Source organism: Kitasatospora sp. NPDC088391 (assembly GCF_044753345.1).
Classification (GTDB): domain Bacteria; phylum Actinomycetota; class Actinomycetes; order Streptomycetales; family Streptomycetaceae; genus Kitasatospora.
Window position 1 is genome coordinate 1 of sequence record NZ_JBIVNB010000006.1, and the last position, 14,786, is coordinate 14,786.

13 protein-coding genes are annotated in these 14,786 nt (G+C 73.6%); 10 read left to right on the plus strand and 3 right to left on the minus strand.

Annotation, left to right across the window (positions count from 1 at the left end; all coding sequences use genetic code 11):
- The first annotated feature begins 155 nt into the window (after positions 1–155).
- The 4 genes from ACIQBJ_RS19270 to ACIQBJ_RS19285 all read left to right on the plus strand — a co-directional run bounded on the left by ACIQBJ_RS19270 (position 156) and on the right by ACIQBJ_RS19285 (position 3,804).
- The gene (locus ACIQBJ_RS19270; protein ID WP_400711427.1) at positions 156–845 is read left to right on the plus strand and encodes a SigE family RNA polymerase sigma factor; all 690 of its coding nucleotides are present in this window, start codon (positions 156–158) and stop codon (positions 843–845) included.
- Positions 838–1,935, plus strand: a complete 1,098-nt coding sequence (locus ACIQBJ_RS19275) for a hypothetical protein (protein WP_400711431.1) — start codon at positions 838–840, stop codon at positions 1,933–1,935. Before ACIQBJ_RS19270 ends, ACIQBJ_RS19275 begins: the two co-directional genes overlap by 8 nt.
- 340 nt (positions 1,936–2,275) lie before the next feature.
- The gene (locus ACIQBJ_RS19280; protein ID WP_400712534.1) at positions 2,276–3,127 is read left to right on the plus strand and encodes an ABC transporter ATP-binding protein; all 852 of its coding nucleotides are present in this window, start codon (positions 2,276–2,278) and stop codon (positions 3,125–3,127) included.
- Positions 3,124–3,804, plus strand: a complete 681-nt coding sequence (locus ACIQBJ_RS19285; RefSeq protein ID WP_400711434.1) for an ABC transporter ATP-binding protein — start codon at positions 3,124–3,126, stop codon at positions 3,802–3,804. The genes ACIQBJ_RS19280 and ACIQBJ_RS19285 overlap by 4 nt, the downstream gene beginning before the upstream one ends.
- Before the next feature lie 13 nt (positions 3,805–3,817).
- Here ACIQBJ_RS19285 and ACIQBJ_RS19290 read toward each other — a convergent pair whose 3' ends face one another.
- Complete coding sequence (locus tag ACIQBJ_RS19290) at positions 3,818–4,675, minus strand: patatin-like phospholipase family protein (protein ID WP_400711437.1); 858 nt, start codon at positions 4,673–4,675, stop codon at positions 3,818–3,820.
- Positions 4,676–4,818: 143 nt separating this feature from the next.
- Here ACIQBJ_RS19290 and ACIQBJ_RS19295 point away from each other — a divergent pair, with 143 nt between their 5' ends.
- The 4 genes from ACIQBJ_RS19295 to ACIQBJ_RS19310 are packed head-to-tail and all read left to right on the plus strand — an operon-like array spanning position 4,819 to position 9,242.
- Positions 4,819–7,377, plus strand: a complete 2,559-nt coding sequence (locus ACIQBJ_RS19295; RefSeq protein ID WP_400711440.1) for an ATP-binding protein — start codon at positions 4,819–4,821, stop codon at positions 7,375–7,377.
- On the plus strand, positions 7,374–8,054 hold the full coding sequence (locus ACIQBJ_RS19300) for a response regulator (RefSeq protein WP_400711443.1): 681 nt from the start codon (positions 7,374–7,376) through the stop codon (positions 8,052–8,054). Before ACIQBJ_RS19295 ends, ACIQBJ_RS19300 begins: the two co-directional genes overlap by 4 nt.
- Positions 8,055–8,109: 55 nt before the next feature.
- Complete coding sequence (locus ACIQBJ_RS19305) at positions 8,110–8,520, plus strand: OB-fold nucleic acid binding domain-containing protein (RefSeq protein WP_400711446.1); 411 nt, start codon at positions 8,110–8,112, stop codon at positions 8,518–8,520.
- Positions 8,517–9,242, plus strand: a complete 726-nt coding sequence (locus ACIQBJ_RS19310) for a DUF3159 domain-containing protein (protein ID WP_400711449.1) — start codon at positions 8,517–8,519, stop codon at positions 9,240–9,242. Before ACIQBJ_RS19305 ends, ACIQBJ_RS19310 begins: the two co-directional genes overlap by 4 nt.
- 74 nt (positions 9,243–9,316) lie before the next feature.
- On the opposite strand, the gene ACIQBJ_RS19315 is transcribed toward ACIQBJ_RS19310, so the two are convergent.
- Positions 9,317–9,973 (minus strand): potassium channel family protein, encoded by a 657-nt coding sequence (locus ACIQBJ_RS19315; RefSeq protein ID WP_400711452.1) that lies wholly within the window; start codon positions 9,971–9,973, stop codon positions 9,317–9,319.
- Positions 9,973–10,641 carry a potassium channel family protein gene (locus ACIQBJ_RS19320; protein WP_400711455.1) on the minus strand — a complete coding sequence of 223 codons (669 nt, stop codon included), beginning with the start codon at positions 10,639–10,641 and terminating at the stop codon, positions 9,973–9,975. Before ACIQBJ_RS19320 ends, ACIQBJ_RS19315 begins: the two co-directional genes overlap by 1 nt.
- A gap of 245 nt (positions 10,642–10,886) precedes the next feature.
- Here ACIQBJ_RS19320 and ACIQBJ_RS19325 point away from each other — a divergent pair, with 245 nt between their 5' ends.
- Entirely contained in the window at positions 10,887–12,935 is a 2,049-nt protein-coding gene (locus ACIQBJ_RS19325; protein WP_400711458.1) for an APC family permease, read from the plus strand.
- Between the two features lie 540 nt (positions 12,936–13,475).
- Positions 13,476–14,786: a class I SAM-dependent RNA methyltransferase gene (locus ACIQBJ_RS19330; RefSeq protein WP_400712537.1), complete on the plus strand. Its 1,311-nt coding sequence runs from the start codon at positions 13,476–13,478 to the stop codon at positions 14,784–14,786.

Here is a 14,786-nt window from a genome sequence, read left to right on the forward strand (position 1 = left end):
CCGATGGTACTGCAGGGGGGACCCTGTGGGAGAGTAGGACGCCGCCGAACAATCATTGTGGAGAAGCCCCCTGACGGGAAGTCAGGGGGCTTCTTCGCGTTTTGGGACGAGCGGAGTATTGCCGGGTCGGTCGGTGCACGGCACACTGTGGCGTCATGGTCGTGGAGCAGGGCGAGGACGCCGGCGGTGGAGCCGAGCGGGGCGGCGACGACTTTCGGGCGTTCTACGAGGCGGCGTACGGTCAGCTGGTTGCGCACCTGTACGCGTTGACGGGGGATCTGGGCGAGGCGCAGGACGCTGCCCAGGAGGCGTTCGTCCGGGCTTGGCATCACTGGGGGCGGCTGGTGTCGCACGAGAATCCGGTGGCGTGGGTCAGGCTGACGGGGCAGCGGATCGCGATCAGCCGGTGGCGGCGGGCGCGGACGGCGTTGCAGAGCTGGATCAGGCACGGGGGTGTGCAGGCGCCGGTTCCGGGGCCGGGGCCGGAGACGGTGGCGTTGGTGGAGGCGCTGCGGCAGTTGCCGGAGGCGCAGCGGTCGGCGTTGGTGTGGCACCACATGGGGGGTCGTTCGGTGGCGGAGATCGCCGCGGACGAAGGGGTGCCGGTGGGGACGGTGAAAGCGCGGTTGCACCGGGGGCGGCAGGCGTTGGCGGTGTTGTTGGGGGAAGAGCCGGCGGTGGTCGTCGAGGAGTCGGTGGGCGCGTCGTTGCGGCCGGTTCGGACGGCTGCCGCTGAGGTGGCGGGTGCGGCGGTGCCGGGGGAGCAGCAGGGCGAGGAGCAGGTGGCGGTGGAGTCGGCGGGGGTTCGGGTCCGGGTGGTCGAGGACTGCGGTTCTCGTGTCTAGGGCGGAGACGGGGGCGGAGGACGAGCGTCCGGCGATCGGGGCTGCCCGGTTGGAGGCGATGTTCGACGGGCTGCGGCGCGAGGTGGTGCTGGCGGTTCCGGCGCCGGACGGTGCCGAGGTGGTGCTCCGCGGGGCGCGGCGTCGCCGTCGGCGGGCGGGTGCGGCGGTCGGTGCGGGGGTGCTGGGGGCCGCGGCGCTGTGGTCGGGGCTGTCGGTGGTGCCGTCGTCCGGTGGGCACGGGGTGGCCGCTCCGGCGCCGGTGCTGAAGCCGGGGCCGACGGAGGACGTGACGTTGACGGGGCCCAAGACGCTCCCGTCGCCGTCCTCGGTCATGTCCTCGACCGAGTACGCCGCGACGGCCGCGAGCGCGTCCGCGGGGACGGGCGGGACGGCGGGTACGGCCGAGACCTGGGCGGCGCCGCTGGGGGCGGCGGAGCCGGAGGCGCGGGCCCTGGCGTTGGACGTGTCGCGGCTGCCGAGCGTGCTGGGCGGGTACGGCCCGTGGACGGTGCTGCCGGTGCCGAGCACCTCGGCCGGGACGACGCCGGGTGCGACGTCGGGTCTGACGTCGAGCCCGACACCGGGCGCGTCGTCGGGCGCGTCGTCCGGGGCCACTCCCGGGACGACGCAGGGCCCGGGGCGGGTCCCGTTGCCGGCGGACGCGGCGGTGGACGGGTGCGTGCCGGTCCTGGTGCGGACCGCGGGGGCCGCGCAGGTGTGGGTGGAGACGTACGAGAACGGTGGGACGGCGCAGGCGACGGCCCGGCAGTACGTGCTGCGGTTCGGGTCGGCGGGCGAGGCGGAGGGGGCGGGCGCGCGGTTGCTGGCCGGTGGGGAGTGCGTGCTGCCGGGGGCGGGCTGGGCGATCGAGCAGCACCTGGAGGGCGGGGTGGCCCTGGGGGTGTGGCAGCCGCTGCCGTTCGCGGAGGAGGCGGCGGTGCACGTCAGGGGTTCGATGGTGGCGGTGCTGACGGTGCGTCGGGGCGGCCCGGGGGTGGCGCCGACGGCGGGGCTGTCGGACCCGTTCCGGGCGGCGATGGCGGAGTTCCTGGCCCTGGGGGAGCCGGGGGCGGGGCAGCCGACGCGCTGAGCGCGGGCCGGTCGGCGGACCGGCGGACGGACCGATCGGAAGAACGATCGGAAAAAGTCCGGAAGGCGATGCAACCCGTCCGGTTCGGGCCGCGTTGGAGAGGTGTGGCCTTCGCTGTGTGGGCGCAGGGCCGAATGTGAGGGCGGACGGCCGGTCGGGGCAGAACAGGGGACTGTCCCGACCGGCCGGCCGTGCATCGGGGCGCGGCGACGTGCTCCGGGAGGACGGGCCGTGGTGCCCGGAGGGGGAGCGCGTGGGGGGCGAGTCGGTGCGGGCCGTGCCGGACCTGGCGGAGTTGCGGCGGCTGGCCGCCGCGTCGGGTCCGCCGCCGGCCGAGGGCATGGTGGTGTGCGAGAACCTGGTGCGCATCCACCGGTCCGAGGGGGTCGAGGTGCAGGCCCTGCAGGGGCTGGACCTGACGGTGGAGGACGGCGAGTTGATCGCGGTGGTCGGCGCCTCGGGTTCGGGGAAGTCGACGCTGCTGGGGATCCTCGCGGGACTGGACGTGCCGACGGCGGGCAGTGCCCGGGTGGCGGGCCACGACCTGCTGGCGATGGGGAAGCGCGAACGCCTGGACTTCCGCCGCCGGACGGTCGGGTTCGTCTGGCAGCAGACCGCGCGCAACCTGCTGCCGTACCTGACGGCGGTGGAGAACGTGATGGTGCCGATGGGGTACGCGGGGGTGCCGCGGCGGGAGCGGCAGCGGCGGGCGACCGAGCTGCTGGGGCTGCTGGGTGTCGGGTACCTGACGGAGCGTCGGCCGGCCGAGATGTCGGGCGGTGAGCAGCAGCGGGTGGCGATCGCGGTGGCGAACGCGAACGAGCCGGCGCTGCTGCTGGCGGACGAGCCGACGGGGGAGTTGGACAGCGCGACCAGCGACGAGATCTTCGCGGCGCTGCGGTCGGTGAACGAGGAACTGGGGGTGACGGTCCTGATCGTCACCCACGACCCTATGGTTGCGAACGAAGTTCGGCGTACTGTTCGCATCCGGAACGGCCGCACCTCGACCGAGGTGCTGCGTCCGGAGCGGGGCGAGCCGGGGGTGGAGTACGCGGTGCTGGACCGGGTGGGGCGGTTGCAGCTGCCGCAGGACTTCACCGAGGCATTGGGGCTGAGCCGTCGGGTGCGGCTGGCATTGGAAGAGGACCACGTCGGAGTCTGGCGGGCCGAGGAGTCGGAGGTGCTGGGATGAGCGGTGCGATGGTGGTCGTGGAGGATGTGCGCCGGACCTTCGGTGAGGGCGACCGGGCGGTGCACGCGGTGCGCGGGGTGTCGTTCACGGCGAAGGCCGGGGAGCTGACTGCGCTGCGGGGCCGGTCGGGGTCGGGCAAGACGACGCTGCTGAACCTGGTGGGCGGGCTGGACACGCCGTCCTCGGGGAAGATCAGCATCGCCGGGACGGACCTGGCGGGCCTGGACGAGTCGGGGCGGCTGGAGCTGCGGCGGGACCGGATCGGTTTCGTGTTCCAGTCGTTCGGGCTGATCTCGGTGCTGACGGCGGCGGAGAACGTCGGGGTGCCGATGCGGCTGCGCAAGGTGGCGGTGAAGGAGCGCGAGGAGCGGGTCCGCACACTGCTGGCGATGGTGGGTCTGGCGGACCACATGGAGCAGCGGCCGACCGAGATGTCGGGCGGCCAGCAACAGCGGGTGGCGGTGGCGCGGGCGTTGGCGAACGAGCCGGCGCTGCTGATCGCGGACGAGCCGACCGGCCAGCTGGACTCGGACACCGGTCTGGCGATCATGCAGCTGCTGCGCGCGGTGGTGCGCAGCGAGGGCGTGACGGCGCTGGTGGCGACGCACGACCCGCAGCTGATGGAACTGGCGGACCGGGTCCTGGAGCTGCGGGACGGCAGGATCGTCGAGGAGTAGGAGCAGGGGGTCGTCAGACCGCCCAGAGTGCGCGGACCTGTTCCGCGACCCGGGCGGCCTGGGCCCGGCCGGCCTCGGCGGAGGGGGTGCGGACGGCGGGGTCGAGCGGGTTGGCGCCGAAGGCGGCCTGCGCGTCCTCGTCGGGGCCGACGGCGAGCGCCCGGCCGGTGGCCCGCAGGGCGTCGAGTTCGGCGTCGAGGAGGGGGTACCCCCGGCCGAAGGCTGGGGGAGGGTCGGCCATCGGGGCGAGGACCAGGACGGCCTGCTGACCGGTCATCAGGTCGGCGTTGTTGGCGCTGCGGGCGCCGCCGTCCATGTAGCGGTGGCCGTCGATCCCGACCACCGGCCAGATGCCGGGGACGGCGCAGCTGGCGGCGACGGCGTCGAGCAGCGGGACGCCGCTGTCGCGGTCGAAGGTGCGGAGTTCGCCGCTCTCGGCGTCGACGGCGGTGAGGGTGAGCGGCCAGGCGGGCCAGTCGCGGCCGGGGAGGCGGGCGGCGATGACGGCGAGCCGGTCGGCGGCCGGGACGGTGTCGGCGTCGAGGGCGATCCGGCCGATGCGGCGGCGGAGTTCGGCCGGGTCGGCGATCTCGGCGAGCAGTTTGCCGATGGTCTCGAAGAGGGCGGGCAGCGCCTCGGCGGGCGGGACGAGCTCGTGGTTCTGCAGGTCGGGTTCGGTCTGTCGGCGGTAGAGCTCGGCGAGCGGGAGGCCGGAGGCGAGCTGGGCGGCGACGGTGGCGCCGGCGGAGGTGCCGAGGACCCGGTCGGCGGTGCCGGGGAGGTCGACGCCGTGTTCGGCGAGTCCGTGCAGCAGGCCGGTCGTCCAGGAGATGCCGGCGACTCCGCCGCCGCCGAGTACGAGTCCGCGCATGGTGGTTCCCCCTCGAAGTGGTCGGCCGGGTGCGGCCGGTTCATTCGGCATTCTGGCCGAGCGGCCGTCAAGAAGTTGACAATTCTTCAGGTGACCCGGGCTGATCAGCGGATATTGCTACCGGAGGCTCTAGTCTCGGAGCCATGGTGCACACGGCCCGCGGCAGGCTGCGGATCTACCTCGGGGCGGCCCCGGGCGTCGGCAAGACCTTCGCCATGCTCGCCGAGGCGCACCGCCGGCTCGACCGCGGCGCGGACGTGGTGGTCGGCTTCGTGGAGACCCACGGCCGGGCCCGCACCGCCGAGCTGCTGGCCGGACTGGAGACCGTCCCGCGCCGCGCGCTGCGGCACCGCGGCGCCGAGTTCACCGAACTGGACCTGGACGCCCTGCTGGCCCGGAACCCGGCGGTGGCGCTGGTCGACGAACTCGCCCACAGCAACGTCCCGGGCTCGCGCAACGCCAAGCGCTGGCAGGACGTCGAGGAACTGCTGGCGGCCGGGATCGACGTCGTCTCCACCGTGAACATCCAGCACCTGGAGTCGCTGGGCGACGTGGTCGAGGGCATCACCGGCGTCCGGCAGCGGGAGACCGTCCCGGACGAGGTGGTGCGCCGGGCCGACCAGATCGAGCTGGTCGACATGTCGCCGCAGGCGCTGCGCCGCCGGCTGGCGCACGGCAACGTGTACGCGCCGGAAAAGGTCGACGCGGCGCTCGCGCACTATTTCCGGCCCGGCAACCTGACGGCGCTGCGCGAGCTGGCGCTGCTGTGGACGGCCGACCGGGTCGACGAGTACCTGCAGCGCTACCGGGCCGAGCAGGGCATCCAGGGCACCTGGCAGGCCCGGGAGCGGATCGTGGTCGGCCTGACCGGCGGCCCGGAGGGCGCCACGCTGATCCGCCGGGCGGCCCGGATCGCGGCCCGCACCAGCGCGGGCGAGCTGCTGGCGGTGCACATCTCGCGCTCGGACGGCCTGTCCGGCTCCTCGCCGCAGGCGCTGATCGAGCAGCGCGCCCTGCTGGAGAGCCTCGGCGGCAGCTTCCACACGGTGCTCGGCGACGACCCGGCGGCCGGGCTGCTGGACTTCGCGCGCGGCGTCAACGCCACCCAGATCGTGATCGGCACCAGCCGCCGCAAGGTCTGGCAGTACGTGTACGGGCCGGGCGTCGGCTACACCGTGACCAGGGACTCCGGCGACATCGACGTCCACATGGTCAACCACGAGCACGCGGCGCGCGGCCGGGGCCGGCTGCCGATCCGCAGGGTCACCGACCTGGGGCGGACCAGGACGGTGGCGGGCTGGCTGATCGGCGTGGCCGGTCCGCCGCTGCTGGCGCTGCTGCTCAGCCGGTTCGCCGGGCCGGGCCTGCCCACCGACATGCTGCTGTTCCTGTCGCTGACGGTGTGCGCGGCGCTGGTCGGCGGGCTGTTCCCGGCGATAGCGTCCGCGCTGGTCTCCTCCTCGGCGCTCAACTACTACTTCGCGCCCCCCATCCACACCTTCACCATCGCCCAGCCGGAGAACATCGCGGCGGTGGCGATCTTCGCCGCGGTCGGCATCGCGGTCGCCACCGTGGTCGACCTGGCCGCCCGGCGCAGCCACCAGGCGGCCCGGGCCCGGGCCGAGGCGCAGACGCTGTCCGCGCTGGCGGGCACTGTGCTGCGCGGCGCGCCGACCGGCGAGGGGGTGCTGACGGCGCTGCTGGAGCAGGTCCGGGAGACCTTCCAGCAGGAGTCGGTGGCGCTGCTGGAGCGGGCCGACCCGCACGGGGCGTGGCACCGCGCCGCCGCGGTCGGGCCGCACCCGCCGACCGGTCCGGAGCAGGCGGACGTGGACGTCCCGGTCGGCGAGCGGCTGGCGCTGGTGCTGCGCGGCCGGGTGCTGCCCGCCGAGGACCGCCGGATGCTCGGCGCCTTCGCCAACCAGGCGGCCGTCCTGCTGGACCGGCGCCGACTGGCCGGGGAGGCGGCGGCGGCCCGGCGGGAGGCCGAGGGCAACCGGATCCGCACCGCGCTGCTGGCGGCGGTCTCGCACGACCTGCGCACACCGCTGGCGGGGATCAAGGCGTCGGTCAGCTCGCTGCGGGCCGAGGACGTCGAGTGGGACCCGGAGGACGAGGCGGAGCTGCTGGCCGGGATCGAGTCGGGCGCGGACCGGCTCGACCACCTGATCAACAACCTGCTGGACATGAGCCGGCTGCAGACCGGCACCGTCACCCCGCTGCTGCGGCCGACCGACCTGGACGAGGTGGTGCCGTTCGTGCTGGGCGGCGTCCCGTCGGGCAGCGTGCGGCTGGACGTGGCCGAGTCGCTGCCGATGGTGCGGGCCGATCCGGGGCTGCTGGAGCGGGTGCTGGCCAACCTGGTGGAGAACGCCGTCAAGTACGGACCGCCCGGTTCACCCGTGCTGGTGAAGGCGGATCTGCTGCCGCAGGGCGGCCGGGTCGAGCTGCGCGTCGTCGACCGCGGACCGGGCGTCCCCGAGGAGGCCCGGGAGCGGATCTTCGCCCCGTTCCAGCGGCACGGCGACGCCCCGCGCGGCACCGGCGTGGGCCTCGGCCTGGCCGTGGCCCGCGGCTTCGCCGAGGCGATGGGCGGCACCGTCGCCGCCGAGGACACCCCCGGCGGCGGACTGACCATGGTGGTGTCCCTGGACGCCGTCGAGCTGGAACACCCCGACAACCGAAAGGCCGGTCCCGCATGACCCGGGTCCTGGTGGTGGACGACGAACCGCAGATCGTCCGCGCCCTGGTGATCAACCTCAAGGCCCGCAAGTACGAGGTCGACTCCGCGCACGACGGCGCGGGCGCCCTGGAACTGGCCGCCGCCCGCCACCCCGACGTGGTGGTGCTCGACCTCGGCCTGCCCGACATGGACGGCGTCGAGGTGATCCGCGGCCTGCGCGGCTGGACCAGGGTGCCGATCATCGTGCTGTCCGCCCGGCACGCCTCCGACGAGAAGGTCGAGGCACTGGACGCGGGCGCCGACGACTACGTCACCAAGCCCTTCGGCATGGACGAGCTGCTGGCCCGGATGCGGGCCGCCGTCCGCCGCGCCGAACCGGTCACCGCCGAGGGCGAGCCGGTGGTCACCACCGACTCCTTCACCGTCGACCTGGCCGCCAAGAAGGTCGCCCGGGACGGCGCGGACATCCGGCTCACGCCCACCGAGTGGCACCTGCTGGAGGTGCTGGTGCGCAACTCCGGGCGGCTGGTCAGCCAGACCCAGCTGCTCCAGGAGGTCTGGGGCCCCGCCTACCGCAAGGAGACCAACTACCTGCGGGTCTACCTGGCGCAGCTGCGCCGCAAGCTGGAGGCCGACCCCTCGCACCCCCGGCACTTCGTCACCGAACCCGGCATGGGCTACCGCTTCGAACCGTGACCGGGCCCACGCGGTGCTCTGCCGTGCCGGACCGCCGAACCGGTACCCTTCCCGCATGAGTGGTGACAACACCGGCGACCAGCCGCAGGGCCGTTTCCGCCGCATGCTGAACCGGCTGACGTCCTCCTCCGAGGAGCTCGCCGCCGAGGAGCTGCGGCAGGACACCGCCGAGGCGGGCTGCACCCCGATCGCCTCCTGCGGCGACCGCGAGGTGGTCACCGTCGCCGGCACCCTGCGGACGGTCACGCTCCGCCCGCGCGCGGGCGTGCCCGCGCTGGAGGCCGAGCTGTTCGACGGCACCGAGGCGCTGGACGTGGTCTGGCTGGGCCGCCGCTCGATCGTCGGGATCGAGCCGGGCCGCCGCCTGATCGCCAGCGGCCGGATCAGCCACGCACGCGGACGGCGCGTGCTCTTCAACCCCCGCTACGAGCTGCGGCCGGTCGGCCACGGGAGCGAGTCCGCGTGAGCAACGAGGCGATCCGGGTGACCGCGCACGGCCCGAACGGCCCGCAGGACGGCGAGCAGCCCCCGCCGGAGCGCGACGCCTCCAAGGAGGCGGCCGACACCGTGATGAGCGCCTTCGGCGGCGTCCGCGGCATGATCGACATCACGCTGCCCGGCCTGGTCTACATCGTCACCTTCAACATCACCCACCAGGTGGCCGCGTCCGCCTGGGCGGCGCTGGCGCTGTGCGCGGTGTTCGTGGTGGTCCGGCTGCTGCGCCGGGAGACCATCCAGCACGCCTTCTCCGGCGTGTTCGGCGTGGGCATCAGCGCCTGGTTCGCGATGAAGACCGGCAAGGCCGAGGACTTCTACCTGCCGGGCCTGCTCTGGAACGTCGGCTACTGCGCGGCGTTCGCGGTCTCCGCGCTGGTCCGCTGGCCGATGATCGGCATCATGCTCGGCCCGATCACCGGCGAGATGTTCACCTGGCGCAAGCAGAACCCGGGCCGGCTGGCCGCCTACACCCGGGCGACCTGGGCCTGGGCGGTGATCATGGGCCTGAAGCCGGTGGTCCTGTTCCCGCTCTGGGCGGCCGGACAGGTCAGCCTGCTGGGCTGGCTGAAGGTCGCGCTCGGCATCCCGCCGATGCTGCTGGCGATGTACGTGACCTGGCGCATCCTGCTGACCGCGCCGCCGCCGATCAAGGCGGTCGTCGAGGACGACGAGGAAGAACCCGGGAAGTGACGGCCGGGAAGTGACGGCCGGAACGGCGAAGGGCCCGCGCACCGCGCGGGCCCTTCGCCGTTCCGGGGGCGGGATCAGCCGGCCAGCAGCGTCTCCAGCTCCTCCTCGCGCTCCTGGGCGGCGACGAACAGCAGCTCGTCCCCGGCCTCCAGGGTGTCGCTGCCGCCCGGCACCAGCACCCGGCCCTCGCGGATGATGGTGACCAGCGCGGTGTCGACCGGCCAGGCCACGTCGCCGACCCGGGTGGAGACCAGCGGGCTGTCGGCGGCCAGGGTCAGTTCGACCAGGTTGGCGTTGCCCTGGGAGAAGCGCATCAGGCGGACCAGGTCGCCGACGCTCACCGCCTCCTCGACCAGCGCCGACATCAGGCGCGGGGTGGAGACCGCGACGTCCACGCCCCAGGACTCGTTGTACAGCCACTCGTTCTTCGGGTTGTTCACCCGGGCGACCACCCGCGGCACGCCGTACTCGGTCTTGGCGAGCAGCGACACCACCAGGTTGACCTTGTCGTCACCGGTGGCGGCGATCACCACGTGGCAGCGCTGCAGCGCGGCCTCGTCCAGCGAGGTGATCTCGCAGGCGTCGGCGAGCAGCCACTCGGCGAGCGGAACCCGCTCCACCGAGATGGAGTTCGGGTTCTTGTCGATCAGCAGGACCTCGTGGCCGTTCTCCAGCAGCTCCCCGGCGATGGAACGGCCGACGGCACCGGCTCCGGCGATGGCGACGCGCATCAGTGACCAGCCTCCTCGGGGCCCTTGGCGAAGGCCGCCTCGACCGCGGTCAGTTCGTTGCGGCGCAGCATCACGTGCACCAGGTCGCCCTCCTGGACCACCATCTGCGGGGTGGGCAGGGTGCCCTCGCCGACCCGGGTGACGAACGCCACCCGGACGCCGGCGGACTCCTCCAGCTCGGCGAGCCGGTGGCCGACCCAGGCCGGGGAGAACGCGACCTCGGCCAGCTGGACGGCGCCCGACGGGTCCTGCCAGAGCGGCTCGGCGCCGCTCGGCAGCAGCCGGCGCAGCATCTGGTCGGCGGTCCACCGGACGGTGGCGACGGTCGGGATGCCCAGGCGCTGGTAGACCTCGGCGCGGCGCGGGTCGTAGATGCGGGCCGCGACGTGCTCGACGCCGAAGTTCTCGCGGGCCACCCGGGCCGCGATGATGTTCGAGTTGTCGCCGCTGGAGACGGCGGCGAACGCGCCGGCCTCCTCGATGCCCGCTTCCTTCAGGGTGTCCTGGTCGAAGCCGACGCCGGTGACCCGGCGGCCGTTGAAGCCGGCGCCGAGCCGACGGAAGGCGGTCGGGTCCCGGTCGATCACCGCGACCGAGTGGCCTTGTTTCTCCAGCGTTCTGGCGAGGGCGGACCCGACGCGTCCGCAGCCCATGATGACGATGTGCACGCGCCTACCTCATCCGTCCCGTGGGGGTCATGACCTGCGTAAACACCGCTCATCGTCCTTCCGTGCCCTCGGTTTCGAGGGCGAGTCGTCAGCCGCGCCTGCGATCGGGCGCGAGGGGCAACTCGGTGTTGCCCGCTGAGCCTTCTGTCGACACGCTAGCCGGTCCACCGAACACAGTCGCGAGCAAGGTGGCCCCGCGAGGCATCCGGTGCCACGTCCAACCCTTACGATTCCTTGCTGTGCCTATGCCTGCTGACCTACCGAAACGCATCCTGATCGGGCGTGCGCTGCGCAGCGACAAGCTGGGGGAGACCCTTCTCCCCAAGCGGATCGCGCTGCCGGTGTTCGCCTCGGACGCGCTCTCCTCCGTTGCGTACGCGCCCGAGGAGATCCTGCTCACGCTGTCGCTGGCCGGCGCGTCGGCGATCCACTTCTCCTGGCAGATCGGCGTCGTGGTCGCCATCGTGATGCTCGCGGTGGTCGCCTCGTACCGGCAGAACGTGTACGCCTACCCCAGCGGTGGCGGCGACTACGAGGTCGCCACCGTCAACCACGGGTCGAACTCCGGCCTGGTGGTGGCGAGCGCGCTGATGGTCGACTACATCCTCACGGTGGCGGTGTCGACGACCTCCGGCGTGGCCAACGTGGTGTCGGCGGTGCCGGCGCTGCGCGGCCACGAGATGGCGCTGTCGGTGTTCCTGGTCATCGTGCTGATGGGCATGAACCTGCGCGGCGTCCGCGAGTCCGGCAGCGCCTTCGCCGTCCCGACGTACGCCTTCATGGTCGGCGTGATCGGCATGGTGGTGTACGGCCTGGTCCGGCACTTCGGCTTCGGGGCCGCGATGCCCGCGGAGAGTGCGGCGTACCACCTGGAGGCGACGCCCGGGAACGGGTCGCTGGCCGGGTTCGCCCTGGTGTTCCTGCTGCTGAAGGCGTTCTCCTCGGGCTGTGCCGCGCTGACCGGCGTGGAGGCGATCTCCAACGGCGTGCCGGCCTTCCGCAAGCCCAAGAGCAAGAACGCGGCGACCACGCTGCTGATGATGGCGACCGTCGCCGTGGCGATGTTCATGGGCATCATCTACCTGGCCCACCTGACCGGTACGCAGATGGCCGAGAACCCGGCCGAGCAGCTGATCGGCGCGCCGGAGAACTACCACCAGAAGACCGTGCTGGCACAGATCTCCGAGGCGGTGTTCTCCAACTTCACCCCGGGCTTCTACTTCATCGCCGCCACCACCGGCCTGATCCTGGTGCTGGCCGCCAACACCGCGTTCAACGGCTTCCCGGTGCTCGGCTCGATCCTCGCCCAGGACCGCTACCTGCCCCGCCAGCTGCACACCCGCGGCGACCGGCTGGCGTTCTCCAACGGCATCGTGCTGCTGGCCGGCGCGGCGATCCTGTTCATCGTGGCGTTCGGCGCCGACCCGAACCGGCTGATCCAGCTGTACATCGTCGGCGTCTTCGTGGCCTTCAACATGAGCCAGTCCGGCATGATCCGGCACTGGACCCGGCTGCTGCGCACCGAGACCGACCCGAAGAAGCGCGCCCACATGCAGCGCAGCCGGGCGATCAACACCTTCGGCCTGATCATGACGATGGCCGTGCTGATCGTGGTGCTGGTCACCAAGATCACCCACGCCTGGATCGCCATCGCCCTGATGGTGGTGCTGTTCGTGATGATGAAGGCGATCCGCCGCCACTACGACCGGGTCAGCACCGAACTGAAGGCCGCCGAGGAGCCCGACGACGCCGCCCCGCCGACCCGGGTGCACGCCATCGTGCTGGTCTCCAAGCTGCACAAGCCGGCCCTGCGCGCCCTGGCCTACGCCCGGCTCGCCCGGGCGCACACCCTGGAAGCGGTCACCGTCAACGTCGACCCGGCCGACACCGCGGCGCTCCGGCAGGAGTGGGACGAGCGCGGCATCGACGTGCCGCTGAAGGTCCTCGACTCGCCGTACCGCGAGGTCACCGGGCCGGTGCTGGACTACGTGAAGAACCTGCGCCGCTCCAGCCCGCGCGACGTGGTCGCGGTCTACATCCCCGAGTACGTGGTCGGCCACTGGTACGAGCACCTGCTGCACAACCAGAGCGCGCTGCGGCTCAAGGGGCGCCTGCTGTTCAAGCCCGGCGTGATGGTGACGTCCGTACCCTGGCAGCTGGAGTCCTCGGAGCGCCGCAAGGCGCCCAAGGCGTGGTCCGCGCCCGGCGCGGTCCGCCGCGGCGAGCCGCGCCGGCAGGCCCCCGCGGCCGCCGACGACGGCCGGAACGCCGCGGACGCCGCGCCGCGCGACTAGCGGCGCGCCGCGCCCGGGGCCCCCGATGGCCTTGAATGGGCCCGTGGCGGATCGAACCCGGTCCGCCGCGGGCCGCCGCTGTTCTCCACCTGCACCGCCCGTGTCCCCACCCCGTATCGCGTAAGGAAGCGCCCCGTGACCCGCAACAACCCGCCCCGCTCCTCCGGTCGCTCCGGCCGCTCCGGCGGCACGTCCGGTGCCAAGCCAGGGCAGGTCGCGCACCCGCGCTGGAGCAACCGGCGCAGCCGGCCCGAGGCCACCGACCGGGAGGGCAACACCGCCCGCAGCCTGCCGCCGGTGCGCGACGAGGAGCGCCCCGCGGCGCCCCCGCAGGGCCGGGCCCCGGCCGCCGCGGCCGGGGGGAAGAAGGACGGCGCGGGCGCGAAGGGCGCGGGCCCCAAGGGCGCCGGTGCCAAGGACGCCGGTGCCAAGGACGCGGGTGCCAAGGACGGCGCGGCGAAGAAGTCCGCCGCCTCCCGGCAGGAGCGCCGGCCCGGGGCGGTGCGCCCGCCGAAGGCGCTGCGGCCCGCCCAGCCGGTGCTGCGGCAGCCGTCCGGCGACCCGCTGGTCGGCGAGCGCTACGAGGTCGAGGTCGGGCCGGTCGCGCACGGCGGGCACTGCGTGGCCCGGCACGAGGGCCGGGTGCTGTTCGTCCGGCACGCGCTGCCCGGCGAGCGGGTGGTCGCGCTGGTGACCGAGGGCACCACCACCTCGCGCTTCCTGCGGGCCGACGCGGTGGAGGTGCTGGAGGCCGCCAAGGACCGGATCGAGGCGCCCTGCGCGTTCTCCGGCCCCGGCAAGTGCGGCGGCTGCGACTGGCAGCACGTCACCCCGGGCGGGCAGCGCAAGCTGAAGGGCGCCGTCCTCACCGAGCAGCTCGCCAAGCTGGCCGGCCTCACCCCGGAGGAGGCGCACTGGGACGGCTCGATCGAGCCGGTCGGCGGCAAGCTCGCCCCGGGCGAGGTCCCGGCCTGGCGCAGCCGGGTCCAGTACGCGGTCGACGAGGAGGGCACGGTCGGGCTGCGCAAGCACCGCTCGCACGACCTCCAGCCGATCGACCGCTGCCTGATCGCCGCGCCCGGCGTCACCGAACTCGGCATCGAGTCCCGGGACTGGACGGGCGTCGCCTCGGTGGACGCGATCGCCGCGACCGGCTCCTCCGACCGGCAGGTGATCCTGCGGCCGCGGCCCGGCGAGCAGCTGCCGCTGGTCGAACTCGACCGGGAGACCTCGATCGCCCGGGTCGACGACCAGGACCTGTTCCACCGCGTGCACGGCCGCACCTTCGTCCGCGAGCGGGCCGTCGGCCGCACCTGGCGGGTCTCCAACGGCGGCTTCTGGCAGATCCACCCGGAGGCGCCCGAGACGCTCGTCGACGCGGTGCTGACCGGCCTCGACCCGCAGTGGGGCGAGAACGCGCTCGACCTGTACTGCGGCGTCGGCCTGTTCGCGGGCGCGCTGGCCGAGCGGGTCGGCGAGGACGGCGCGGTGCTCGGCATCGAGTCCGGCAAGCAGGCCGTCGCCGACGCCCGGCACAACCTGGCGGCACTGGAGAACGTCCGGATCGAGTGCGACAAGGTCGAGGCCCTGCTGCCCCGCACCGGCATCACCTCCACCGACCTGATCGTCCTCGACCCGCCCCGGGCCGGCGCCGGCCGCGAGACCGTCGCCCACCTCAGCTCGCTGTCGGCCCGCCGGATCGCCTACGTCGCCTGCGACCCGGCCGCCCTCGCCCGCGACCTCGCCTTCTTCCGCGAGGGCGGCTACCGCCCGGTCTCGCTCCGGGCGTTCGACCTGTTCCCGATGACCCACCACTTCGAGTGCGTGGCCATCCTGGAGCCCGCCCGGTAG